The organism is Planctomycetota bacterium, from assembly GCA_016125255.1.
Taxonomy (GTDB): domain Bacteria; phylum Planctomycetota; class Phycisphaerae; order Phycisphaerales; family Zrk34; genus RI-421.
The window spans coordinates 107,311-131,823 of sequence record WGMD01000021.1; the positions used below are offsets into that span (position 1 = coordinate 107,311).

Annotated in this window: 18 protein-coding genes and 1 tRNA gene; 12 read left to right on the forward strand and 7 right to left on the reverse strand. The window is 63.0% G+C overall.

Features of this window, described 5'->3' with window-relative positions; translation table 11 throughout:
• Nucleotides 1–58: 58 nt before the first annotated feature.
• A complete protein-coding gene (locus GC162_15375; protein ID MBI1370021.1) occupies nt 59–919 on the reverse strand; it encodes a hypothetical protein in 861 nt (286 codons plus the stop codon).
• Between GC162_15375 and GC162_15380 the strand changes: the two genes are divergently transcribed.
• The 9 genes from GC162_15380 (at nt 918) to GC162_15420 (ending at nt 11,724) form a co-directional block, all read left to right on the forward strand.
• Nucleotides 918–1,739, forward strand: a complete 822-nt coding sequence (locus tag GC162_15380) for an NAAT family transporter (GenBank protein MBI1370022.1) — start codon at nt 918–920, stop codon at nt 1,737–1,739. The genes GC162_15375 and GC162_15380 overlap by 2 nt on opposite strands.
• Before the next feature lie 126 nt (nt 1,740–1,865).
• Entirely contained in the window at nt 1,866–2,561 is a 696-nt protein-coding gene (locus GC162_15385; protein ID MBI1370023.1) for a DUF1080 domain-containing protein, read from the forward strand.
• 25 nt (nt 2,562–2,586) lie between these two features.
• A complete protein-coding gene (locus tag GC162_15390) occupies nt 2,587–2,886 on the forward strand; it encodes a hypothetical protein (GenBank protein MBI1370024.1) in 300 nt (99 codons plus the stop codon).
• 77 nt (nt 2,887–2,963) lie between these two features.
• A complete protein-coding gene (locus GC162_15395; protein MBI1370025.1) occupies nt 2,964–3,656 on the forward strand; it encodes a sigma-70 family RNA polymerase sigma factor in 693 nt (230 codons plus the stop codon).
• 35 nt (nt 3,657–3,691) lie between these two features.
• On the forward strand, nt 3,692–5,185 hold the full coding sequence (locus GC162_15400) for a hypothetical protein (protein ID MBI1370026.1): 1,494 nt from the start codon (nt 3,692–3,694) through the stop codon (nt 5,183–5,185).
• Nucleotides 5,186–5,219: 34 nt separating this feature from the next.
• Nucleotides 5,220–6,020, forward strand: coding sequence for a hypothetical protein (locus GC162_15405; GenBank protein MBI1370027.1), 801 nt, complete (start codon nt 5,220–5,222; stop codon nt 6,018–6,020).
• An 86-nt stretch (nt 6,021–6,106) separates the two neighbouring features.
• Nucleotides 6,107–6,895 carry a prepilin-type N-terminal cleavage/methylation domain-containing protein gene (locus GC162_15410; GenBank protein ID MBI1370028.1) on the forward strand — a complete coding sequence of 263 codons (789 nt, stop codon included), beginning with the start codon at nt 6,107–6,109 and terminating at the stop codon, nt 6,893–6,895.
• Entirely contained in the window at nt 6,783–10,226 is a 3,444-nt protein-coding gene (locus tag GC162_15415) for a DUF1553 domain-containing protein (GenBank protein ID MBI1370029.1), read from the forward strand. The genes GC162_15410 and GC162_15415 overlap by 113 nt, the downstream gene beginning before the upstream one ends.
• A 22-nt stretch (nt 10,227–10,248) precedes the next feature.
• On the forward strand, nt 10,249–11,724 hold the full coding sequence (locus GC162_15420) for a DUF1501 domain-containing protein (GenBank protein MBI1370030.1): 1,476 nt from the start codon (nt 10,249–10,251) through the stop codon (nt 11,722–11,724).
• 125 nt (nt 11,725–11,849) lie between these two features.
• Here the strand turns inward: GC162_15420 and GC162_15425 are convergent.
• Together GC162_15425 and GC162_15430 are read right to left on the reverse strand one after the other, a co-directional pair.
• Nucleotides 11,850–11,923 (reverse strand) — tRNA-Pro (locus GC162_15425).
• A 104-nt stretch (nt 11,924–12,027) separates the two neighbouring features.
• Nucleotides 12,028–14,037 (reverse strand): response regulator, encoded by a 2,010-nt coding sequence (locus tag GC162_15430; protein ID MBI1370031.1) that lies wholly within the window; start codon nt 14,035–14,037, stop codon nt 12,028–12,030.
• Here GC162_15430 and GC162_15435 point away from each other — a divergent pair.
• Genes GC162_15435 through GC162_15445 form a run of 3 tightly spaced genes read left to right on the forward strand, consistent with a single transcriptional unit; the run spans nt 13,919 to nt 18,041 of the window.
• Entirely contained in the window at nt 13,919–15,412 is a 1,494-nt protein-coding gene (locus GC162_15435) for a UDP-N-acetylmuramoyl-L-alanyl-D-glutamate--2,6-diaminopimelate ligase (protein ID MBI1370032.1), read from the forward strand. The two genes, GC162_15430 and GC162_15435, sit on opposite strands and share 119 nt — an antisense overlap.
• The gene (gene murF / locus GC162_15440; protein ID MBI1370033.1) at nt 15,270–16,823 is read left to right on the forward strand and encodes a UDP-N-acetylmuramoyl-tripeptide--D-alanyl-D-alanine ligase; all 1,554 of its coding nucleotides are present in this window, start codon (nt 15,270–15,272) and stop codon (nt 16,821–16,823) included. The genes GC162_15435 and murF overlap by 143 nt, the downstream gene beginning before the upstream one ends.
• 27 nt (nt 16,824–16,850) lie before the next feature.
• Nucleotides 16,851–18,041 (forward strand): phospho-N-acetylmuramoyl-pentapeptide-transferase, encoded by a 1,191-nt coding sequence (locus GC162_15445; protein MBI1370034.1) that lies wholly within the window; start codon nt 16,851–16,853, stop codon nt 18,039–18,041.
• A 61-nt stretch (nt 18,042–18,102) separates the two neighbouring features.
• Here the strand turns inward: GC162_15445 and GC162_15450 are convergent, their stop codons facing one another.
• The 4 genes from GC162_15450 to GC162_15465 all read right to left on the reverse strand — a co-directional run bounded on the left by GC162_15450 (nt 18,103) and on the right by GC162_15465 (nt 24,498).
• Nucleotides 18,103–18,969 carry a hypothetical protein gene (locus GC162_15450; protein ID MBI1370035.1) on the reverse strand — a complete coding sequence of 289 codons (867 nt, stop codon included), beginning with the start codon at nt 18,967–18,969 and terminating at the stop codon, nt 18,103–18,105.
• 166 nt (nt 18,970–19,135) lie between these two features.
• Nucleotides 19,136–20,824: a hypothetical protein gene (locus GC162_15455; protein MBI1370036.1), complete on the reverse strand. Its 1,689-nt coding sequence runs from the start codon at nt 20,822–20,824 to the stop codon at nt 19,136–19,138.
• 49 nt (nt 20,825–20,873) lie between these two features.
• On the reverse strand, nt 20,874–22,730 hold the full coding sequence (locus GC162_15460; GenBank protein ID MBI1370037.1) for a cytochrome C: 1,857 nt from the start codon (nt 22,728–22,730) through the stop codon (nt 20,874–20,876).
• A gap of 301 nt (nt 22,731–23,031) precedes the next feature.
• A complete protein-coding gene (locus tag GC162_15465) occupies nt 23,032–24,498 on the reverse strand; it encodes a hypothetical protein (protein MBI1370038.1) in 1,467 nt (488 codons plus the stop codon).
• Between the last annotated feature and the right edge of the window lie 15 nt (nt 24,499–24,513).

Below are 24,513 nucleotides of genomic sequence, written 5' to 3' on the forward strand. Positions count from 1 at the left end.
GCCCTTGGTGGTTCGGATGGGGGTATGCGGACGCTGCATAATTGCCATTAGGGTATGCTTATTTGGTCCTTACGGCAAGGAAGTCGCACAAATCTCTCAGATGCCCCGCCGCCTCGCCCAGGGGCTCCAAAGCCGCATGCGCCTCGACCCGCAGGGCCTCGACCTGCCGCCGGCTCTCATCGAGCCCGAGCACCGCCGGGTAGGTCAGCTTGTCCTGCTCCACGTCTTTCCCAGCCGTCTTGCCCAGTTGTTCGGTCGTCTGCGTCACGTCCAGCACATCGTCGACGATCTGGAACATGAGCCCGACCGCGTCGCCGTAGCGTGTCACCGCTTCGAGCTGCTTGCCGTCCGCCCCGCCGCACAGGGCGCCCATGCGCACCGACGCCCGGATGAGCGCCCCGGTCTTGTTGCGGTGAATCGTGCGGAGCCGCTCGACCGGCGCGACCGTTTCGTCGAAGTCCGGCAGCGTGTCGTAGACCTGACCAGCGATCATGGCGTTCGTCCCCGTCGCAAGCTCCGTGCAGATCGCGGCGGCGAGCGAAGCGGGCGAAAGATGCGTGACGATCAACTCGAAGGCCAGGCCCATCATGGCGTCGCCGGCGAGGATCGCCATCGCTTCGTTGGTGTGCTTGTGCAGCGTCGGTCGGCCGCGCCGCAGGTCGTCATCGTCCATCGCCGGCAGGTCGTCGTGGATGAGCGAAAAGCAATGGATCATCTCGATCGCCGCCGCGGCGGGCAGACACTGATCGATCGTCCCCCCCACTGCTTCACATCCCCGCACCACCAGAATCGGCCTCATCCGCTTGCCCGGCCCAAGCAGCGAGTACGACATCGCCGCCACCAGATTCCGCGGAAGCGCCTTCTGCGCCGCCATGTAGTCGGCCATATACGCTTCGACCCGCGCCGCCGGAGCGGTCATGTCGTTACTCTTCGTCTTCGTCACCACGAGCGCATCCCTGTTCAAGTTCACGTCCAACCGCCGCCGCGCCCCCCCCCGCCGCTTGCGGCCTGGCATCCCCAATCGGGCTTCAAGTATAGACCATCCCCCTCGCTCACGCACCCGCCCCCCGCTATGCTCATCGCACCGGAGTCCACCCATGCTGCCCTGGCCCGAGTACCTTAAGTTCCTCATCTCCGTGCTCGTCATCATCGACCCGCCCGGCGTGGTCCCCATGTTCCTTTCCGCCACCGCTGATCAAAACCGCATCCAGCGCCGACGCACCGCTCGCGTCGCCGCCATGTCCGTCGCACTCATCCTCATCGTCGTCGCCATCGGCGGCGGCCCCGTCCTCGAATACCTGGGCATCCGCATCGCCGCCTTCCGCATCGCCGGCGGCATCCTGCTCCTGCTCATGGGCATCTCCATGCTGCATGCCCGCGTCTCCCCCGCTGTCCAGACACCCGAGGAAGCACGCGAAGCTGAACTCGCCGACGACGTCGCCGTCGTCCCCCTCGCCATCCCACTCCTCGCCGGCCCCGGCGCCATCAGCGCCGTCGTCATCTACTCCCTCCGCGAGCAGACTTGGATGCACATCGCCGTCATCTGCGGCGTGCTCGTCATCGTCGCGATCATCACCTGGCTCGTCCTCCGTCTCGCCACCGCCATCGAACCGATGATCTCCCGCACCGGTCTCAAAGTCGTCACCCGACTCTTCGGCCTGATCCTCGCCGCCATCGCCGTCGAGTTCATGGTCCAAGGCCTCCTCGAAGTCTTCCCCGCACTCGGCTCACCGCCTTGATCCCTCAAATGGAAAATGGAAACTGGAAAATCGTGTTCATTTTCCATTTTCCATTTCCCGTTTTCCATTTATCATGAAGAAGTTCACCCGCCGTGTGCCTCTCCGCGCCTTTTTCAGGAGCCCCCGATGTCCAAGCAATCCTTCCTCCTCCCCCTCCTTCTTTTGACCTGCACGGTCTTTGCCGCCGACACCGTCACGCCCTTCAACGGCAAAGACCTGGCCGGCTGGACCGGCCGCGGCAAAGATGGCGCGACCGGCGGATGGACCGTCGGGGCCGCACGCGTCTCCCCCGATCACCCCGACCAGCTTGTCGCCGACGCCGGGGGCGATCAACTCATCAACATCAGCGCCGGGCATGGCAAGAGCGTCGACCTCTTCACCCAACAGAAATTCGGCGACGTCACCGTCGAACTCGAACTGATGGTCCCCAAGGGCTCCAACTCCGGCGTCTACCTCATGGGTGAATACGAAGTGCAGGTTCTCGACTCGTATGGCAAGGACGACTCCGCCGGCAAGGGCGACCTCGGTGCGATCTACAACGTGCAGGCCCCGACGAGCCCGCACTACAAAAAGCCCGGCGAATGGCAGACGCTCAAGATCGAATTCCTCGCCCCTCGCTTCGACACCGCCGGCAAGAAGATCGCCAACGCCAAATTCACCCGCGTCGAACTCAACGGCTCCGTCATCCAGACCAACGTCGAAGCCCCCCACCCCACCGGCTCCCAGCTCTCCAACACAGAAACCCCCACCGGCCCCCTCATGTTTCAGGGCGACCACGGCGCCGTCGCCTACCGCAATATCAAAATCACCCCCGCCGACTAAGACACACCGCCGCGGAGATTTCGTCATGGCCGATGCTGATCTATCCATCGGTTCCTCCGCACGTCCGAGCGGCTGGCGCATCCTCGGGTTCGGCAAACATCCGCAGATGGCCGCCGCCGTGGAAGCCGAGCTGCGCGCGGTCGGCATCAACGCGACGAACTTCGCGCTGACCAATGATCAAGCCGGCGACGCCCGCCTTGTCGCCGCGCTCAAGCAAGCCGACTACGACGGCGTCGCCATCGAGCGCGTCCTTGGACACACCACCTCCCGCCACCGACCCGTCCTGAACCTCAACGGAAAATCGGAACCCGAAAGCGCCCGGTGAGAATGCGGATTCGTTTTCCGTGACCCCGGCAAACGCGCACCCCCATCGCCGGCGCCCCGGGCGTCGAGGCCTTGGGCATGGCCTTGCGCGGCGCCCCTTCGGATATGATCCAAGGCCGTTGGACGAGGGGTCCAGGTCGGGCGGAAGACTGGGGAGCGGATCCATGCGGAAAAAATATTCGGAAAATGTGGAATTGGATGTTGAATGATGGTCGAGTGATGTGCGTAATGAGGTGGAGTTCACTCATGGCGATCAGCGGTCCTGAGATTGTTCGCGAGATATCCCGGTTGAGGCCGAATCTGCTGGCCTATGCGGTTTCGATTGTGGGGGATGAGCATCTGGGCGACGATCTGCTGCAGGACGTTCTGGTGTCCGCGTACGAAAAACGCGAGACGATCGCCGACGTCGATCATTTTGCCGGTTGGGTCCGCGTGGCGGTGCGGCACGCCGCGCTGAATGCGATCCGCAATCGCCGCAATAAGCCCACGCTGGATCCGAGCGTGATCGACATGATGGACGCTCATTGGGACAAGTACGACAAGGTCGATCATTCGTCGACCGTGGAGGCGCTGCGTCGGTGCATCGGCGAGCTGTCGGAGTATTCGCAGGAGATCGTCCGTCTGCGCTATACGGAAGGCCTGATGGGGCAGAATCTGGCGGATCGCCTCAGCCGTAAATTGCCCGCGGTTTATGCGGCCCTGACGCGGACGCACAAGGCGCTGGCCGAGTGCGTGCGGCGGCGGATTGCCGATAAGGGGGCGACATTGTGAGGGAGCAGGCGGCAATCCAGCGTTCGATCTGCGATATGGACAACGACCGTTTCCTCGCCGCGGTATTGTCGTACCACGATGGCCTGGCCACCGAGGCCGAGGTCAGCATGCTGTCCGACACGCTCAGCGCCGATCCGTCGATGCGTGACGTGTTCGCTTCGATCCTGATTCATATCCGTCAGGTTCAGGAAGCCGGCGCCTCGCCGAATATCGCGCCGAGTCGGACCCGAGGGAAAGTCGTCGCCGCGCGTCCGCGCGATCATCGCCTTGGTTCAATCGGCAAGTCGAACCCCGGCATGGCGTGGACGCGCATCGCCATCGCCGCCGCGGTTCTGCTCGTCGGCGCGGTTGTCGCGGTCTACGTGCTTAGCACGAATCGGCCGGCGAAGCCGACCCGTGACTGGTCCGCCGTCCGCACATCGCCCTCGATCGCCACATTGACCGACCTGTCCGACAATGCGACGTTCGGCGAATCGACGGCAGATGGCGAAGCGATGCGACTGGGCAAGGATCTGTCGGCCGGTCCGATCAATCTGGTTTCCGGCAAGGCGCAGATCATGTTCGCCTCCACGGCCGTGGTCGAGATCACCGGGCCAAGCACATTCGAAATGACCGGACGGAATCATGGCAAACTGAGCATGGGCACACTCAATGCCTACGTCCCCGCGGCCGCGCACGGGTTCACCGTCGAGCTTCCGAGCGGCGTCCGGATCATCGACCTCGGCACGGCGTTCGAACTTCGGGTCGGGGCATCGGGCGGTGCGCGACTCTTCGTGCGTCAGGGACAGGTGTCTGCGACGAATGCATCCGGCGCGCCTGTCACCGTAGGCGCGGGATATGGCGTTGCTTTCGATGCTGCGGGCCGGCGGGTCGACAGCGATTCGGATCCATGGCTGCGACGGCGTCTGGCGATCGCGGCCTTGCATCGCGATCCGTCGATGGTCCGGTTCATTGATCCGGAATCGGGCGCGTCGCAGGACGGCGTGGTGGTCGTGCGCGAAGGCACGGATGATGCCGCGTTGAAGTTTGACGGAAGCGGCGCGCAAGTGATGTTGACGGACCTGGGTGTGAAGGGATCGTTGACGATTGCCGCGTGGATCAAGCCGGCGCGGGTAGATTCAGAGTTTTCGGCGATCGTGATGACGCCCCATTGGTTGCCCGGCGGCGTTCATTTTCAGCTTCACAACGATCAGCTCAAGGTCAACCTGCATGATCAGGTCGAACTGGCGGCGAAGACGCCGATCATCGCGGGACGTTGGCAATACGTCGCGGCGGTGATCGACATGGCGGCGCGTCGCGTTCGGCTGTTCATCGACGGGCGCCCGGCTGGTGAAGCGGACATTGCCCAGTCCATCGCGCCGGACATGGACAAGGCCAGCGTGGGTGTATGGGTTTCAGATGTCCAAAACGGCTCACCGGTGATCAATCGTCCCTACACCGGAGAGATGAACGACGTGGCGATCTTCGACAGAGCGTTGAGTGATACTGAAATCACCGAGTTCTATCAGGCCACAAATCCGCTTCCGTGAGCGGGCACACACCCTTTACTTTCGAGGAACTGACATGAGAAACGAGAATGCGTCAAAAGTGATCTGGACCCTGACGGCCGCCCTGTGCCTGTCGATCGGCGCCACCGCCCATGCGGCGGTGACCGACCTGGCCGTGTATCACCTGACGGGAACAGCCGGCGACCCGGCGGGGTTGCCGGTGGACAGTTCGGGCAACGGCAACGACTTCGCCGGCGGCACCGTCCCGCCGGCACCGGTCTATTCAGGCGACGTGCCGGTCGGCACCGGAGGCGGCACATCGGTAAGTTTCCCCACCGGCCCGTCGGGCTTCTACTTCACCACCGCCGCGTTCCCGGAGGACAACTTCGGTTTCGAAGTCTGGGCGAAGACCACGCAGGCCGCCGCGGATGGACACCTGCTGGGCAACTCCTCCAACGCGTCGGGCATCGAAGTCGGCACGACCGGCAATAACTTCTACGCCGCGATCTCCAGCGTCGCCTTTGTCGCGCAGGTTCCGATTGTGGACAATGTCTGGACGCACCTTGCGCTGGTCCGCGACAACGGCACGACCAGCTTCTACATCAACGGTGTGTTCATTGCTTCCAGCGCGCTGGCCCCGATCCCGCTGCCGAATTCTGGTCCTCCATTCCCAATCGGCGCCAACGCTCACTTCGGCGTCGATGCGGGCGGATCGAGCGGATACGAAGGTCTGGCCGACGAGGCGCATTTCTTCACATTCGATCCCGGTGCTTTTGAAGTCGGCGACTTGTCCTTCTTCGCCGCCCCCGCGCCGGCGGCGCTTCCCTCCGGCCTTGTGCTGATGAGCATGCTCGCAGGCCGTCGGCGTCGCGCCTGAACCGTCATGACTGTCGCGATGGCGCGGCGAGAGCCGTGCCGTCGCCTTGATCGACTTGGCAATACCCCAACGCTGAAAGCTGCTTCATGCGTCGAAACGCATTCACTTTGATCGAACTGCTCGTCGTCGTGAGCATCATCGCCATGCTCATCGCGATCCTGCTGCCCTCGTTCGACAAGGCGCGTGAGACGGCGCGCCGGGCAGTGTGCCTGAGCAATCTGCATCAACAGCATGTGGGAACGATGGCGTTCGGCGTGGACAACAAGGGCGTGCTGCCGCCGGACCCGCATCTGTACTGGGGTCCGGGCATCGGCGGCGGGGCGCTGATGATGGTGCCCGCTGTCTACGACAAGCAGCCGTACGGACACTACTCGAGCCAAGGCATCCTGATGCGGCGCAACTATCTGCCCATCAACGGACGCATCCTCTACTGCCCGAGTTTCCGCTACCCCGACATGCAATTGGAAACATGGACCGGCGCCTTGGGCGTCGGATTCCAGGCGGGCCTGACCACCGGCGGGGGCTGGTGGCCGGACCCGGCGAAAATTCCCGCCGGTCAGGACTGGCTCAAGTGCGCGTACATCTATCGCAACAACGCGTTCGCGCCGACCGGCTCGTGGCAGCCGCTGTCGATGACCAGCAAGGGCGCCGAGCCGATGATCGCCGACCATTTCAATTTCATTCCCGCGATCATCTCCGAATACCAGCACGGCGGTAAGGACTACATGACCATCAACATCGGCGGCTCCGGCTACGCCGTCCATGACGAGTATTACGAAATCCGCGACCAGCGGGGCGGCGCGACCTACAACGTCAACGCCGATCAGCTTGTCACCGACGCGGTTTGGGAAAACTACTTCAAGAACCCCCGCTGACCGCAAACGAGAGCATTTATCCATGAAACAACTCCTGCTTCTGACAGTTGTGACTTGGCTTGCGATCGGGATCGCCCCGGTCCGCGCCGCGGACATCGACTACGCGCGCGACATCAAGCCGATCTTCGCCGAACATTGCTATCAGTGTCACGGGGTCGACAAGCAGCGTCATTCCCTGCGCGTCGACAATCGGTCCGCGCTGCTGCGCGGCGGCGACAGCGGGGAGCCGGGCGTGATTCCCGGCGATGCGGACGGCAGTTATCTGATCAAGCGGCTGACCGATCCGGATTCCGAACATCGCATGCCGTTCGACAAGCCCCCATTGCCCGCGGCGCAGATCGATCTGATCAAACAATGGATCAAGTCGGGGGCGCAGATGCCCGGCGACGACGGCCCGCTCGACACGACGACGCATCACTGGTCGTTTCAGCCGGTCATTCGCCCGCCTGTGCCGGCGGGAGATGCGGGGGACGCCAATCCGATCGACGCATTCATCGGCGCCCGTCTGCGCGAAAAGGGATTGAGCTTTTCGCCCGAAGCGGATCGGCGGACGCTGATTCGTCGGCTGTATCTAGTCATGCTGGGTCTGCCGCCGACGCCGCAACAGATTGATGCGTTCGTCGCCGACACATCGGCGGATGCGTGGGCGAAGCTCGTCGATCAGGTGCTGGCCAGTCCGCACTACGGCGAGCGCTGGGCGCAGCACTGGCTCGATGTGGTGCGCTACGCCGACACGCATGGCTTTGAAGTCAATACGCCGCGTGAGGACGCATGGCCGTATCGCGATTGGGTGATCGCGGCGATCAACAGCGACATGCCCTATGACCAGTTCATGTTCGACCAGGTCGCCGGCGACAGCGTGCGGGCGGACGCGGCGACGGGCATGCTCGTCGCGGGCCCGGTCGTGCTGCCCGGTCAGGTCGGACAGGACGAGGCGTCCATCAAGATGGCGCGGCATGATCAGCTTGATGAAATCGTCAAGGGTGTGAGCGGTACGTTCCTCGGACTCACCATCGGCTGCGCCAAATGCCACAACCACAAATTCGATCCGATCACGCAAGCTGACTACTACAAGATGCAGGCGATCTTCTCGGGGGTTCATTTCGGATCGCACCCGATGCGCACGGACGAGGATCCGGATCGCGCCGCCAAGCGAGCGGCGATCGCCGCGCAGATCGAACAACTGCAAAAGCGTCTGTCCGCGATGGCGTCCCCCGCGTGCCCCGGCCGCACGATCATGATCGATGACGAAGATATCGGGCGCGTCGAGCTGCTCGCCGAAAAGGCGGGCAATGGCGTGAACCCCGAAGGCGTGGAGCGGGGATTCGCCGGCGATCCGGGCGGCGTGAATCGCGTGCCGAATCTGAGCGGCGGGCGCTACACGTGGTTCCAGGGCACGGGCCTGCGCGATGTGATGGCGTATCGGCCGCAGGCGAGCGGGCGGTTCCGGGTGTGGCTCTCGTGGGGCTGCGGGTGGCATACGCACTGCGCCGATGCGCGCTACGTGCTCGACACGGACGGCGACCCTTCGACGACCGACGACCAGCGCGTCATCGCCACGGTCGATCAGCGCCTCTTCGCCGACGGCTCGGGCCAGCCGGGCTCGACGCCCCTTTGGAGCGGTCTGTACGACGCCGGCGTTCACGAAATGACGCCGACGACGCGCCTGATCCTGCGTCGTGGCGAGAGCGGCGTGGCGACGACCGCGGACCTGGTCGTCTTTCAGGAAGAACCCGCCGGCGCCGCCGATCCCATCCAGCCGCACCTCCGCCGGCCGGTCGACGCCGCGCATAACCTCGATCGCTTCGCACCAACGACGACACGCAGCGTCCGATTCGTCGTCGAATCCACCAACAACGGCAATAACCCATGCATCGACGAACTGGAAGTCTTCGCCGGCGATCGCAATGTCGCGCTGGCTTCGCTTGGCGTCACCGCCACATCGTCAGGCGACTACGACAATGGGACGATGCATCGCCTGTTGAACATCAATGACGGACTGGGGGGCAACGATCACAGTTGGATTTCCAGCGAAGCCGGCCGCGGCTGGGTCGCGCTGCGGTTTGCCGACCCGGTTACGATCGACCGCGTCGCCTGGGCACGCGATCGGGAAGGACGCTTCAACGATCGGCTTGCCGTGAGCTATCACATCGACGTCATGAATGAAGATGGATCATGGCGCACCGTGGCGGGTTCGACGGACCGGCTGGCCCCGATGATGGTGCATGCTCCGTTGGATCAATTGGCGCTGAGCGGGCTTGGCGGCGCCAAGCGGGACGAAGCGGTTCGAGCGATCGGCGAACTGGCGAATCTTCAATCCGAAGCCGCCAAGCTGACTCCGGCACAGCAGACCGTTTATGCCGGCGTCTTCAGCATGCCCGAAACGATCCATCGACTCTATCGCGGCGATGCCATGTCGCCGCGCGAGCAGGTCGCGCCCGATACGCCCACGGCGCTGGGCACGCTGGGCATGACGGTCGACGCGCCCGATGTGGATCGGCGCGTGACGTTCGGCCGCTGGCTGGGGCGGGCGGACAATCCGCTGACGCCGCGCGTGATCGTCAATCGCATCTGGCAGGGTCAGTTCGGCGCCGGACTGGTGGCCACGCCCAGCGACTTCGGCGGCAACGGAGTCGCGCCGACGCATCCGCAACTGCTCGACTGGCTCGCCGCCGAGCTGATCGAGCACGGATGGTCGCTCAAGTATCTGCATCGATTGATTCTCACGTCGCGCACCTGGCGGCAGGCGGACCTTGCTGAGCCCAAGGCGATGGTGGTCGATTCGCACACGCAGCTCTTGTGGCGCTATCCGCCGCACCGGCTCGCCGCCGAACCGATTCGCGACAGCATGCTTGGCGTGTCGGACCTGCTCGATCCGTCGATGGGCGGGCCGGGGTTCAGCATGTATGAGCCCAATGACAACTACGTTCGCAATTACGAACCGCTTGAGAAATGGGGCCCGGCCGAGTTCCGCCGCATGATCTACGCCGCCAAAGTTCGCATGGAGGTCGTGCCGGTCGTCGGTGCCTTCGACTGCCCCGATGCGGGCCAGAGCCAGCCCAAGCGTGCGCGATCCACAACGCCCATTCAGGCGCTGAACCTGTTCAATTCGACGTTCACACTGACCGTCGCGGATCATCTGGCGCAGCGGATTCGTCGCGAAGCGGGCGACGATCCCAAGGCGCAGATCGACTGTGCGTTCCGCATCATGTTCGGACGCAAACCGACCGCCACCGAGCAAAGCGCCGCCGTCGAATTCCTTGATAGTGAGGACCTGGCGGCATTGGCGCGCGTACTGCTCAACACCAACGAATTTCTGTTCATCCCGTAATTCATGCGAAAGGAGTCTCCGCATGCACAATCCCGAATCCATCTCCCCCAACGGTCGCGATCTTCTGAACCGCCGTCAATTCCTCGGCCACACCGGCACGGGCCTCGGCGCGATCGCATTGGCAAGTCTGCTCAACAACGATCGACTGCTCGCGGCACCAATTGCGCCCGACATCGATCCGAGCCGACCGCAAGCCGCTCGCAAGCCGCACTTCGCGCCGCGCGCACGCAACGTCATCGTGATCTTCTGCTCCGGGGCGCTGAGCCATATCGACACGTTCGACTACAAACCGACGCTCTATAACTACGATGGCAAGCCGCTGCCCGGCTCCGCCGCGAATTTCAAGACGTTTCAGGGCGAAAACGGCAACGTGGCGGCGCCGCTCTACAAGTTCCGACCGCGCGGGCGATGCGGCAAAATGACCAGTGACCTGCTGCCCCGCCTCGGCGATCTCGCCGACGAGTTCTGCTTTATCCATTCGATGACCAGTCGGACCAACACGCATGGCCCCGGCGAAAACTTCATGTCCACAGGCAATGTCCTCGACGGTTTCCCCTCCATGGGCGCGTGGGTGAACTACGCCCTGGGCTCCGAGGCCGACGACCTGCCTGCTTTCGTGGCGATCCCCGATCCGCGCGGCGTTCCGCAGAGCTCCGTCAACAACTGGGGCCCCGGGTTTTTGCCGGCCGTGTTTCAGGGCACCCCCTTCAGCGCCAGTCATCCGATCCGTAACCTCAAGGCACCCGTCGCGTCGGCCCATGACCGCGCCGCTCGTGATCTGCTTGCACGCTTCAATGCCGAACACCTGGAACGCAATCCCAACGACAACGAGCTGGCCGCACGCATCGCCAGCTACGAACTCGCCGCCAAAATGCAGTTGTCCGTCCCGAAAGTCATGGATATCAGCTCCGAGCCGGCCCATGTGCTTTCGATGTACGGCGCCGATTCGCCCAGCAATCCCGTCAAGGCCGGGTTCGCCCGCAACTGCATCCTCGCCCGCCGACTCATCGAGCGCGGCGTGCGATTTGTGCAGCTATTCAACGGCGCGTACGCCATGGGCGAAGGCGTCGGCAACTGGGACGGCCACCGCAAGCTCAAGCCGCAGTACGACATTCATGGCGAAATCCTCGACCAACCCGCCGCCGCGCTCATCGCCGACCTCAAGCAGCGCGGCCTGCTCGAGGAAACGCTCGTCGTCTTCTGCACCGAGTACGGCCGCATGCCCACCTTCCAGAAAGGCGCCACCGGTCGCGACCATAATCCCGACGGATTCACCTGCATGCTCGCCGGCGCCGGCGTCCGCGCCCCGTTCAGCTACGGCGCCACCGACGAGTTCGGCCACAAAGCCGTGCAGGACGTGGCCTCCGTCTACGCTTACCACGGGACGATTCTCAAACTCCTCGGCCTCGACTTCGATCGCCTCAGCTACTACTACGACGGCTTCGAACGCAAACTCACCGACGTCCACGGCCGCGTGATCGAGGACGTCATCGCCTGAACCCGCCCAACCCGCCTGCCGACAGCGCACGCGCCATGTGACGGCGGCAACACATGTTCATCAGACATGTTCCATCCATGCACCCCAGAACCACCCGTAGAAATGTCCAATCACTGTACGTCGAATCGGGGCGGCCGGATTTGAACCGACGACTTCGTGCACCCAAAGCACGCGCTCTACCAAACTGAGCTACGCCCCGCGATGGTGTTACGGTGGATTAGCGTATCGCGGAGTTGAAGGGTGGTCCAGTGGAGCGGAAAAGCACGCCGCGAGCGGCGTCGCTGAACGGGGGAGGGGGCAGCGTTATTCGCTCGGTGCGGGGGCGGGCTGACGCTCGATGTTCAGGGCCTTGTAGACTTCGTCGAGCAGGTCGTCGACCTTGAAGGGCTTGTAGAGCACGGCTTCGAGACCCTCCTGCGAAGCGCGGACGATCGCGTGGTTGGGGTCGTATCCGAAGCCGGTCATGAGGATGACGGGCAGCGTTTCGGAGATGCGCCGGGCGGCAGCGAAGATTTCGTAGCCGTTGCGATGCGGCATGCGGATGTCGGAGATGATCAGATCGAGCGGCTGCGTCTCGATCAGGTTCGACGCTTCATGTCCATCGCGACACGTGAACACCTGGCACTCGAACTTCTTGAGCACATCGGTGATCGTGTTGCGGATGTTCGCTTCGTCGTCGGCGACGAGAATCCGCTTGCCGGCGAGCGGCGAGGCGGCGTCGGCCTTGACGTCCTTGGAGCCGAGCACGGTCTTGGGGCCCTGCGTCACGTCCTTGACGGCCTGCCGAATGGACTCGACATGATCGATGATCTTATGCAGGCGGTGACGCATGTCGTCGTGGCCGATGTACTCTTCGATGAGACTTTGCGTTTCGGTGATGATGTCGTTGAGCGGCGCGGACATCTCGCGGACGATGTTCTGAGCCATCCGGTCGGCGAGCGTGTAGCGTTCGACGACCATGAGGTCCAGCACGTTGAGGGCGACGGCGATGTACCGGCCGAAGATTTCGGCGAACTGGCGATCGTCTTCGTTGAAAGTGCCCGGCTGCTGGCCCTCGATGTTGAAGACGCCGATGACCTTGTCGTGCAGGCGCAGCGGGACGGTCAGCGAGCTTTTGGCATGGCCGAGCCCCAGCACGTAGCGCGGGTCTTTTTCCACGTCATGACAGATGTAGCTGCGGCCGGTGGCGGCGACGTAGCCGGAGATGCCGTTCCCTTCGGGCTGTGCGTAAAGATCGACCTCCAGCGCTTCGGGCGGCAGGCCCACGCTGATGACCGGCTCGAGCTTGTTGTTCTTCTTATTGAGCAGGCGGATGATGAAGTGATCGAAATGCATCAGATCGCTGGTGTAGCGGATGATCTTCTCTTCCAGAAGGCGCAGGCGCTCGGCGACGGTGAGCTTGCTGATGGCTTCAGCTTCGAGGCGGACGAGTTCGCGGCCGGCGGCGTCGATGGCATCGATCTTCTGTTGAAGTCGTCGACCCGAAGAGGCGTCCCACACGACCGCGACGACCTGCGTCACATTCCCGCGATCGTCGATGACCGGCGAGACATATGCTTCGTAGTATCGATCGGATCCGACCTGGAAACCGAACTTCTTTGACCGCTTGCGGAGTCGATCGGTGGGCTTCATCGGCGTGACCTGCTCGGCGAAGATCTGCCGGGCGCTGATGCACGTCTGCTTCACCCGATCATAAACCTCCGGCGGGAAGGCCTGCATGCGATTGTTCGCCCACACGCATTCGCCGTGATCATTCACCACACAGACGCCTTCACCGATCGTGTTGAGCACGAGCGACGCCTGCTGCTCGACGAGCGCACGCTCGAGCGGCAGGAAGTCGCCGACGTCGGCGAAGATCGCATGATACATGGCGCCGGAACGAAGCGATGCCATCGCGGCGTCGACATCGTTGAACGTATCCACATCGAACTGCTGGCGCAACTGGTCCGCCACCTGATGGCAGCTCGTCAGCTTACCCGCCAGAAACAACACACGCGGACGATAGTCACCCATGCGGTCGGACTCACCAATGCCGGATTGAGCAATTTCGCAAACCTTAGATGCTATCGGCCATCCGTCGATGCTGTCAACGAATTTCGGGTAAACCCTGCCTGTTTTATGCGGCGGGGGGAATGTTGGGGTTTCGCCCCGCATTGGTCCGATAGAATCTGTAAACGCGAGGTTTACGCCGATCATGACCGTCGAAACATTGCTTGCGAAACTGCCGATCCGGCAGGTCTGTGGCCCCGCCGAGGTGGCGTTGCGCGGCGTGTCGGACGATTCGCGTTTGATCGAGCCGGGCTTTTTGTTCATCGCACGGACCGGTCGCACCGCCGATGGAGCGCGTTTCATCGACAGCGCCATCGAGCGCGGCGCCGTCGCCGTGCTGACGCATCAGCCGGTCACGCTGCCCGGTCACGTTACAGGTCTCGTCGCCGATGACCCGGCGAAGCTCGGCATCAACATCGCCAACGAACTCTACAACCGCCCCGCCGATCGACTCAAGCTCATCGGCGTCACCGGCACGAACGGCAAGACGACGACGGCGTTCATGATCCGCCATCTGCTCGGAGCCGCCGGTCATCGCTGCGGGCTCATCGGCACGATCGAGATCGACGACGGCTCTAAGCCGCGAACGGCTGAATTGACGACGCCCGGCGCGGTGCAGATGATCGCGCTGCTGGGGGCGATGGTCAACAATGGATGCACGCACGCTGTGATGGAAGTGTCGAGCCACGCGCTGCATCAGGGCCGTGTGAGTATGCTCCGCTTTGACGCCGCGATCTTCACGAACCTGTCCGGCGACCATCTGGATTACCACGGCTCGATGGACGCCTATGCCGACGCCAAGGCGATGCTGTTCGCGTCGCTCGCGCCGACCGCGACCGCGATCATCAACGCCGACGACCCGGCGGGCGAGCGTATGCGGCGCAACTGTCGCGCGAACGTGCTGACGTTCGGGTTCAACAGCGGGCGCGACATTCGCGCGACCGTGCTGGCCGCTTCGCCGCGAGGGACGGACTGCGTGTACGACGGGCCGTGGGGCAAGCTGCCGGTCGCCCTGCCGCTGACGGGTAAACACAATGTCATGAACATGGCTGGCGCTCTCGGCGCGATGCACGCCCTGGGTTTGAACGTATCGCGACTTGCCGACGCCATCGCCGACTGCGCCATCGTGCCGGGCCGACTGGAGCCGGTGCGTGTCGCGGGCGTGCCGTTCACCGTGTTGGTCGACTACGCACATACGGATGATGCTTTAGCGAATGTGCTCACCGCACTACGTCCACTGACGCAGGGTCGCCTGCGCGTTCTCTTCGGTTGCGGCGGCGATCGCGATGCGACCAAGCGCCCGCGCATGGCGAAGGTCGCCGCTGAGTTCGCTGACGAACTTGTCATCACCTCCGACAACCCCCGCACCGAAAATCCGCTTTCGATCATCGATCAGATTCTCGCGGGAATTCCTGCCGCTCGGCGTGAGCAAGTCGTCGTCGAACCCGACCGCGCCGCGGCGATCGAAGCGATCATCACCAGCGCCAAGAGCGGCGATGTCGTGCTGCTGGCGGGCAAAGGTCACGAAGACTATCAGATCATCGGCACCACCAAGCGCCACTTCGACGACCGCGAAGCCGCGCGGGCTGTGCTCGAGAAATTGTTCACACGGGCGCCGGGCGTCGGCATGGAGAAGTAGGATGTTCTGGTCGCCGCAGAATCTTCAGACAATCACCGCCGGTCGGTTCCTGATCAAGCCCGCCGACGGATCGCCCCCCGCCGCGATGACCGGCGTCAGCACCGACAGCCGCGCCCTTCGCCCCGGTCAGGTCTTCGTCGCCCTGCGCGGCGAGAAGTTCGACGGGCACGATTACCTCAACATCGCGATCGAATCGGGGACGCCGATGCTGATCGTCGATCGGGCCGAGTCGGCCAATGAGCTGCGCCGCGGGGCGTATCACGTTCTGCTCGTCGACAACACGACGACCGCGCTGGCGCAGCTCGCCGCCGCGTATCGCAATACGCTCCCCGGTCGGATCATCGCCGTGACGGGCTCCGTCGGCAAAACGACGACGAAACAGATGATCGACACCGTGCTGGGCGTGCGTTTCACCGGACGGGCGTCGCCCAAAAGCTTCAACAATCACATCGGCGTTCCCCTGACGCTCCTCAACGCCGAGCCGACCGATGCGTACATCGTCTGCGAAGTCGGCACGAACGCGCCCGGCGAAATCGGGGCGCTGGCGAAGATCATCCGACCCGACATCGCCATCATCACCGCCGTCGGCGTCGCGCATCTGGAGGGCCTTGGCGACCGCGCCGGCGTGCTGCGCGAAAAAGCTTCGCTGCTGAGCCATCTCCGCGAAGGCGGCCTCGCCATCGTCAACGGCGACGTGCCCGGCCTGACCGACTATCGCAAGGTCGCCCCGTCGATGGTGACCTACGGGCGCGGAACCGATTGCGACATGCGCCTCACCGACTACCTCGCCGAGGCGGACAGCTCGTTTTTCGTGCTCAATAATCGCTGGAAATATCACCTGCCGCTATTGGGCGAGCACAATGCGTTTAACGCGCTGGCGGCGATCGCCGTGGCGCGGCACATGAAGATGACCGAGGATCAGATCGCCGCGGGCTTCGAGCGTGTCACCCCCCCCGCCGGTCGTCTCGCCACGCAAACCATCGGGCCGATCACGATCATCGACGACTCGTACAACGCCAACCCCGATTCGATGGCCGCCGCGCTGAGCGTGCTCTCGAAGCTCCCGACGAGAGGGCGGCGCATCGCTGTGCTCGGCGACATGCTCGAACTGGGCGAAGCGTCGCCGCAGTTTCACCGGGAACTCGGCGAGGACGTCGTCGCCTCCGACATCGACCTGGTCATCACGATCGGCCGTATGACCATGTTCACCGCGGAAATCGTCACGAAACAGTGGCCAGGAGATCGCGTGTACGCCGTCCCGACGTGGACCGACGCCGCCGGCGAGGCGATCGTCGATCGACTCGCGCCCGGCGACACCGTACTGCTCAAGGCATCGCGCGGCATGGCCGTCGAGCGACTCGTCCCCATCATTCGCAAACGCTTCGAAACCAATCACACCGCCGGCGTCTGACACCGTACGCCCCGGAATCGGAATGCGATGATCTACAACTTCATCAACGCCTGGCACGATCAACTGGTCCACATCGGACTCTACCGCTACTTGCAGGTGTTCCAGTACGCCAGTTTCCGCACGCTCTGCGCCATCATCTTCTGCTTCGCCTTTATCCTCATTTTCGGCCGGCGCACCATCCTCTGGCTCATCAAGCAAAAGATCGGCGACAACCCCGACTTCGATCACGCGGACCTCAACCAGCTCACGAAACAGAAATCCAACACGCCGACGATGGGCGGCATCCTGATTTCCTCCGCGATTCTTTCATCAACGCTGCTGCTGGCGGACATGACGAACTTCTACGTGCAGGCGGCGATGGTGTGTCTGGTGGCGTATACGGCCGTGGGGTTCGCGGACGACTATCTGAAGCTGACCGCCGCGCGGCGCGGGCCCGGCTCGCGACAGGGACTCCACTCGTGGGAGAAATTCCTTTTCCAGATCGGCTTCGCCCTCATCCTCGGATTCTTCATTCACTACCACGGCTCCAACAACCCCGACACGCAGGTCTTCAACATCTTCAACATCTTCTTCCAGCGCACCTACGACCCGCACACGTTCGACCCCGAAACCGGTCTGCAACTATCGAACAATCTGATCCGCCTCGGTGCGTGGGCGTTTGCGATTCTGACGGTCATCGTCATCGCCGGGGCGTCCAACGCCGTCAACCTCACCGACGGGATGGACGGCCTGGCGTCGGGCATCATGAGCATCATCGGCTTCGCGTTCCTGCTCCTGTGCCTCATCAGCGGGTCGGCCCAGTGGGCGCAGAACATGCTCGTCCCGCAGGTGCCCACCAGCGATGAATTGGCCGTCGTGTGCGGCGCGATCGCCGGGGCGTGCATCGGATTTCTCTGGTTCAACTGCCACCCGGCGCAGGTCTTCATGGGCGACACCGGCTCGCTCCCGCTGGGCGCCCTCATCGGCTACATCGCCATCGTCATCCGGCAGGAACTCCTGCTCTTCCTCATCGGCGGCATACTCGTCGTCGAAACGCTCAGCGTCATTCTCCAGGTCGGCTACTTCAAACTCTCGGGCGGCTCGCGCATCTTCCGATGCGCCCCCATCCATCACCACTTCCACCTCTCCGGATGGACCGAACAGCAGGTCGTCGTCCGCTTCTGGCTCATCACCGCGCTGTTGACGGCGATCGGACTCGCGTCGCTGAAGCTTCGTTGAACCATCGAAAAAGCGGGGTGACTCAAGTCACCCCGCCTCTTGAATGTGCGTAGCAATTGCCTCAGCGCCGACGGCGTGAGCGCATCGGCGCGGCGAGGCCGAGCAGCCCCAAGAGCGCGATGCCGGTCGGCTCGGGCACATTGGACACCTCGACGCTGCCGGTCAGAATGACTTCGTCACCGGGGGAGATGAGGAATTCGAGCTGCACGCCGAGGTTGTTCCACGGTGGATCATCGCCGAAGCCCGCGAAAGGGAACGTCACCGAATCGATGTAGTCGGCGAACGGCTGCGTCATGCGGGAGAAGTGAAACGTCTCATCACCGCCGGTCGGCACGGTGATGGGCGCGTCCTCCAGGCCGTTGGAGAAGCTGAATCCGAACGTAGACACGCCGGCCCGAATCCCACGGAACCCGTCCTGAATCGTGGTGCTCAGAACCCCGGTGATATTGCCCACCGCATCGTGATCGAAGAGCGTAAAGTGCGGCGTCAGCGTCGCGCCGTCGCCGTTGCGGTCGATCAGACGCACATCGAGCTTCTCAATTGCATGAAAGAGCGGCCCCTGAAAGATGGCTGAATCTGTGCGAAGCAGAAGCCGACCGCCGAGCGTCTGATCCGATTCGTTCTGAAAATCCAATTGGTACTTGACGAATGGATCCTTGTTAACGTGAACATCGTGCAGATCGAAAAGCGCTTCCAATACCGGCGTGCCACCGCTGAAGAATCGCACGATGTCAAAATCACCGGGTTGGTCGAAAAACTGCTTGTTCGGCTCGGGAATGGTTTTATCATCGCCGGCCTGCCGGTTGCCGTCGGCATCGATGATGCCGGCGGAGTAGATCAAAAAATCCTGTGCGAACGCTGCCGGTGCGGCGGCAAGGGCGCCGATCGTCAGACAACCACCCACGACAAGAGCCGACCGTAAGTTCATCATTTAATTTTGTCTCCGATCTCGATCGAATTGGGCCGGACGATGCCTGCCGCTTTCAATGTATCGCGCCAGCCCTGATTTCGACAAGAAAAAAATCCCCGCTGAGCGACAGCGGGGATGAAACAGACGATCAGGGAAACAGCTACATCGCGAGCGGATTGGGGGGTCAGAACTTATAGCGAATCTCGAAGCGGACGCCGGCGACGGGGTCGGCTTCTTCGCGCCAGCCGTACATGGTGTCGAAGCGGAGGATGACGGCGTTGGAGATCGGGTGCTGATAGCGGAGGCCGACGGCGTACTGATCGCCGGGGGCGTTGCGGGTCTTGTTGTCGTCGAAGGCCTGCACGAAGGCGAATTCGAGGACGAGCTGGTTTTCGAAGTTCTGGCCGAGCAGATTCACGCCGAGGGCGCCGCCCCATGTGTTGTTGGCGGTGGCGTCGAGCGTGGGGTAGCCGGTCAGGCCGTCTGATTCGAAGTTGATGCCGGTGTTGACGAGGACGCCGCCGGCGCCGGCGTCGCGCGCCAGGGGCTGCGGGCGGTCGAAGCCGACGAAGAAGTTGAAGTATGGGACGAAGTTGGAGGGGGCGTCGGTGATGAGCGAGTTTTCGAACAGCAGCAGCACGCCGTCGGCGGTCTGCGTCAGCCCGCGATGCGGATGCTGACCGGCGTTGCCGATGAACCGGACGGAATTGGAGAGCCAGCCGAAGTAGCGATGCGTGAAGGCGATTGTGAAGTTGTGATAGTCAAAGCCGTCGCCGTTGTCGTCTTCGGTGTAGCCGTAGCCCGCTTCGATGTATCCGCCGAGGGTTTCAAAGAATCCGGTCACGCCGTAGATGCGTGCGGTGTGATCCTTGCCGGGCAGGGCGCCGGTGGTGACCTTGTCGAAACCGGCAAAGAAGGTGATGTCGAAGTTGGAGATGTCCAGTGCCCGGCTGTTGCGGGCGGGGATGGTGAAGGCGAATCCCTGAAAGGCGTCCTGCACCCAGATGCCGTTCTGGAACAAAAGCGGAATGAGACCCGCCGCGATGGGCATGTCGAATTTCGATTCGGTGTTCGTCAGCCCGCCGATGATCGCGCCGGCGTCGCCCTCGAAGAACAGCGCGTCGGCATTGCCGTCGATCTCGGGATCGAATTCGTGATTATCGCCGGAGAAGTCCAGGCGGGTGAACTGGCCGTTGCGGTCAAGCGGGCGGAAGAAGGCATGCACGCGCTCGGTGGCGGTGATGCGGCCGTCCACGTCGAGGTTCAGGCGATGGGCCCACGTGCCCTGCTCCTTGGCGCCATTGTCGTTGTAGGCGACGGCGGTGCGATAATCGCCGAAGACGAGCAACTGCGGATCAAGCGGATTGGTCTTGCCCAGCCATTCGGGCTGCTGCTGGAACGGCCCATACTGATAGAGTTCGCGGCCGAGTTCGACCAGCGGGCGCTGATTGGGATTCATGTGCTTGGCGCCATAGATATCGAGCTGCGCCTTGGGGTCGTAGTCCTTACCGGAGTAGTCGGGGTCGGACTTGAACACGCCCGGGTCATGCGGCACAAGGAGGAATCCTTCGGGCACTTCGGGCTTGTGTTCGATTTCCTCGGGCGGGACGATGCGCGGCTTGGCGTTCGACTCGGCGCCGATGTGCGTGCCTTTGATCTCCTGTGTCGGGTGCTCGACGGGCTTGGGCTTGGCCTTGGGCGCCGGGGCCGAGTCGTCGAGAAGGTCGTCGCCGCCGCTCTTGGGCGCGTCTTTCTTCGGCGCCGGTTTGGCCGAATCGTCCAGAAGCGCATCGTCCGCCGCGCGGACGGGCGCCCCGCCACAGTGCATCGCCGCGATGATGATGACCAGCATGGCTGATAAGCGTGTATTCACGTTGAGAGATCCCTGAACAAGAATGGAGGGAGGTACCCGACGCATTCGATTACTTGACTTCGAACTCCACGGTGTACGCATGCAGGTTGATCATCCACTGATTCATCGCCTGCTCCATCTCCGTCGTCGCACCGCAGAACGCCATGAAATAGATCGGCTCCGCCCGGCTGCGCATCCGCACCGCAAGCTTGTATTTGCCCGGCTTGGCCATCACGTCGCCCGGCACGCTGTAGCTGGCCTTGCGATCCTTGAGCGGCGGCAGCGAGCGGCTTTCCATGCGGATGAACGGCGGATGGTTCATCACCGTCGTCGGCTGACCGGCGGGACGGATGAACGGCAACTGATCGATATCGAGATTGACCGGCAGGTACATCTCGCGGTCGGTGCCCTTGACGTTGGTGATCAGGAACTTGGTCTGGAGGTTCACAAGCTGATCGTCATGCGGAATCTTGCCGGTGCGGACGTCGCGCGAATGCACGTCGCACATGTCGCCGAACGAGTCGACGTAGCCGGACTCCCAGACGGTTTTGCCATCGGGATCGACGAGCGCGACGTTGATCCATAGCTCCGGCTGAGCGCCGAGCGAACCGCTGGGCAGGTTATGCCCGGGGTTGATGTTCGTGACGCGGTAGTAGAAATCCAGGTCTTTTCCGGCCTTGGGCGTACCGGACATGAAGGGTCCGTCGATCTTGGAGCCGTTTTCCATCACCTGCCGGCGCAGATCTCGCTTCTGCTCGAGTTTCTTGAGGTTTTCCTCGATGATCTCGCGCGCGTCGTAGCGGTCGTCGGCGTTGGCCCATTCCGGCGGGAAGGTCGGCTTGATCTTGCCGGTGTCCACATCATGCTCGAACGCCTCCGTGCCCCAACCGGCGCGGTAGTCGAACTTGAGCCAGGTTTCGATGGGGAAGCGCGTGTTGCGCGGGTTCTGAGGGAAAATGCCCGGATGCGCGATCGGATAGCCGGGGCCGAAGAATGCGTGGTTGTGATGCTCGCGCTCCGGTTCGATGGGCTTTCCGGCGATGACGGCGACGGGACCGGTGTTGTAGCCATCGTTGACGCCGGGCGTCTTGCCCATGTGACACGCCTGACAGGTCACGCCCTCTTTCGCCGCCGGCGAACCGCGGTACTGGTCCCACACCACTTCGAGCTTGATGCCCGGGTGCACGGCGACCTGGTGGCACGAAAGGCAGAAGTCGGAGCGAGAAAGCTGCTCGAACTGAATCGCCGCGGCGTGAATCTTCACGCCGGGGCCTTTGTCTTCCTCGGACGGCTTGACCTTGTAAAAATCCTTCTGCTCGAGCACCTTCGCGAGCCCGCCGCCATCAGAGATGCCGTAGACCGGGTCGTGAATGTCGCCCTGCTCGATGCGACGCTCGCCGTTGACCTTGCTGAACTCGATCTTGACGCGGTGGCAGGTCACGCAGGTGATGCCTTCGCGCGAGACGGGGGCGCGCTCCCAGAGGGGCATGTCGCGCTGCTCCTTGAGCGTCGTGCCGACGGAGGCGTGACAGCGCATGCAGAAGTAGCCGATCGTGCCCTGGGCCAGATCGTTGATGCGCTGCTCGAACTTGTGGAACATCGGGGAGATCGAGGCGTAGGCGTGGTTGGAGCTGGCCCACTCGTCGTAGATCTGTTTGTGACAAGTCGCGCACTGGGCGGCGGAAGGAAATTCGTTCTGCGCATACAAGGCGGCATGCGCCGCTTCGGCGTCGGTCTTGGGCGTGATGGGCTTGGCGCCGCCGCCGGTCTTTTCGGGCGCGGGGCCTTCCAGCAGCGCGTCGCCGCCTTTCGCCGGCGCGTCCTTCTTGGACGCATCCTTCTTGGCGGGCGGGCTGTCGAGCAGATCATCCGCCGCGATCGCGGACGATGCGAGCCCGCACCCGAGCGTCAGAGCCGCCGCCAGCATGACGAGATTCAGTTTTCCAAGACCACGACGATACGACATACAGCGCTTCACCATATCCACAGACCTCCGGGCCTTTCGCCGCAGGACTGACCCTACTGACCGCGTTCACTTTTGGAAGACCTTACACCACCCTGCACAACAGCATACTTATCGGCCACATCCATCATAATCATCAAAAACCTGGCCGCTTTCTGATCAACTTTTAAGTATTATAACCATGGTGTCCCGCAAAACGCAATAGGCCCGCACGTGGTCACGCCTGGACCTTCTCGCGTTCATGCCGCCCGTCCCCGAGCAGTGACTAGAACTGATAGAGCACTTCAAAACGGGCGCCCATGCCCGGCTGCTGGTTGTTGGTCGCCTCACCGAAAAGGTCGAACTGAATGACCCAGTTCTGGCCGAACGCCTGCTGGTATCGGCCTCCGACGGCGATGGTGGACTGGTCCATGTCGGTGCGGGTGCGCCCGCCCAGTTCGAGGATGAGCTGCTGGCGATGATCGGCATCGAGGAACATCTGATAGCCGATCGCCCCGCCGGCCGAGTCGTCGACGCGATTACCCAGCGCCGCGCCGTACCGCCCCAGTCCCACGGCGGCGAACATGATGCCGACGTTGCCGAGCGGCCCGCCGGTCGTCGCGCCGCGCGCCGCCGAGGCGAATTCGTCGATGCCGTAGAACGCATTGATATACAGGAGGTCATCGGAGGCGGGCATGGTCCATGAAAGCTGACCGAACAGCAGATGTCCGCTGCTCATCGCCGCCGACTCGCTTTCCAGCGCCTGCGAGCCGAGGTAGCGCAGCGTGAGATTCGTCTTGCCGATGCGCGACACGCTGCTCAGACCCCAGAAGAATCCGTCGCTCGCTTCGGTCGGGTCGTGAATGTAGACGAAGTCGCCGGTGAGCGTCGCCCAGGGCGTATCCGCCTGATTGAACAGGCCGTACATCTGGGCCGAGCCGTGATCGGTGTTGTCATCGCGATCGATCTCGTTCCATGCGAAGATGAACGTCGAGCGGAGATTTGATCCGCCGGGCAACAGGATGTTGTTGCGCGTGAAACCGACCGCGTCCATCGAATCGTTGATGAGCATGCCGTCCTGAAACGACAGCGGCTGGCGCCCGACGGAAAAGCCCCAGTCGCGCGCGCCAAGGTCGGTGAAGTCGGGGAACATTTCGCCGATGTTGCCCTCGAAGAACAGCGTCGAGAGCCGGCTTGACGTATTGTCCTGCCAACCTTCGGGCGCGCCTTCGATGTTGTACCCGCTGAACTGCCCGCTTTCGGTGTTGAACGGCTGGAAGCCGACGAGCACGCGCTCCGTGCCGGAAAGCTGAAGGTTGCCGAAGATGTCCAGGCGATTGGCCCATTCGCTGTTGGCGTTGCCGTTGATGCGGAACGTCTGCACCGCGCTGCGCAGCGTGCCGAACACGTAGAACGACGGCTGCCACACCTGCCCGCCCGGCAGCTTGAATCCGGGGTCGATGTTGCCGTTGCCGAGGAAGGCGTTGCCGATTTCGATGATCGGCTTGGGACGCAGCACATCCTCCGTCTTCATCAGCGGCACCGGCTCGTCGGAAAGCCGCGGCTCGTGCCCCTGCTCGGCCATCTCCTTGTGCCCGTCCTTCACTTCTTCTTTCTTCATCTCAGGCGCCGCCGCATCGTCCGCCGCACGCGACGAGGCGCTGAGCGACAAAAGCAACACCGTCATCCCGATGAGCATGCGATGCGAAAAGGCAACCGCCCACCGACCGCTGACATGGTTCCGATTGATCATGTTTTACCCGCTGTC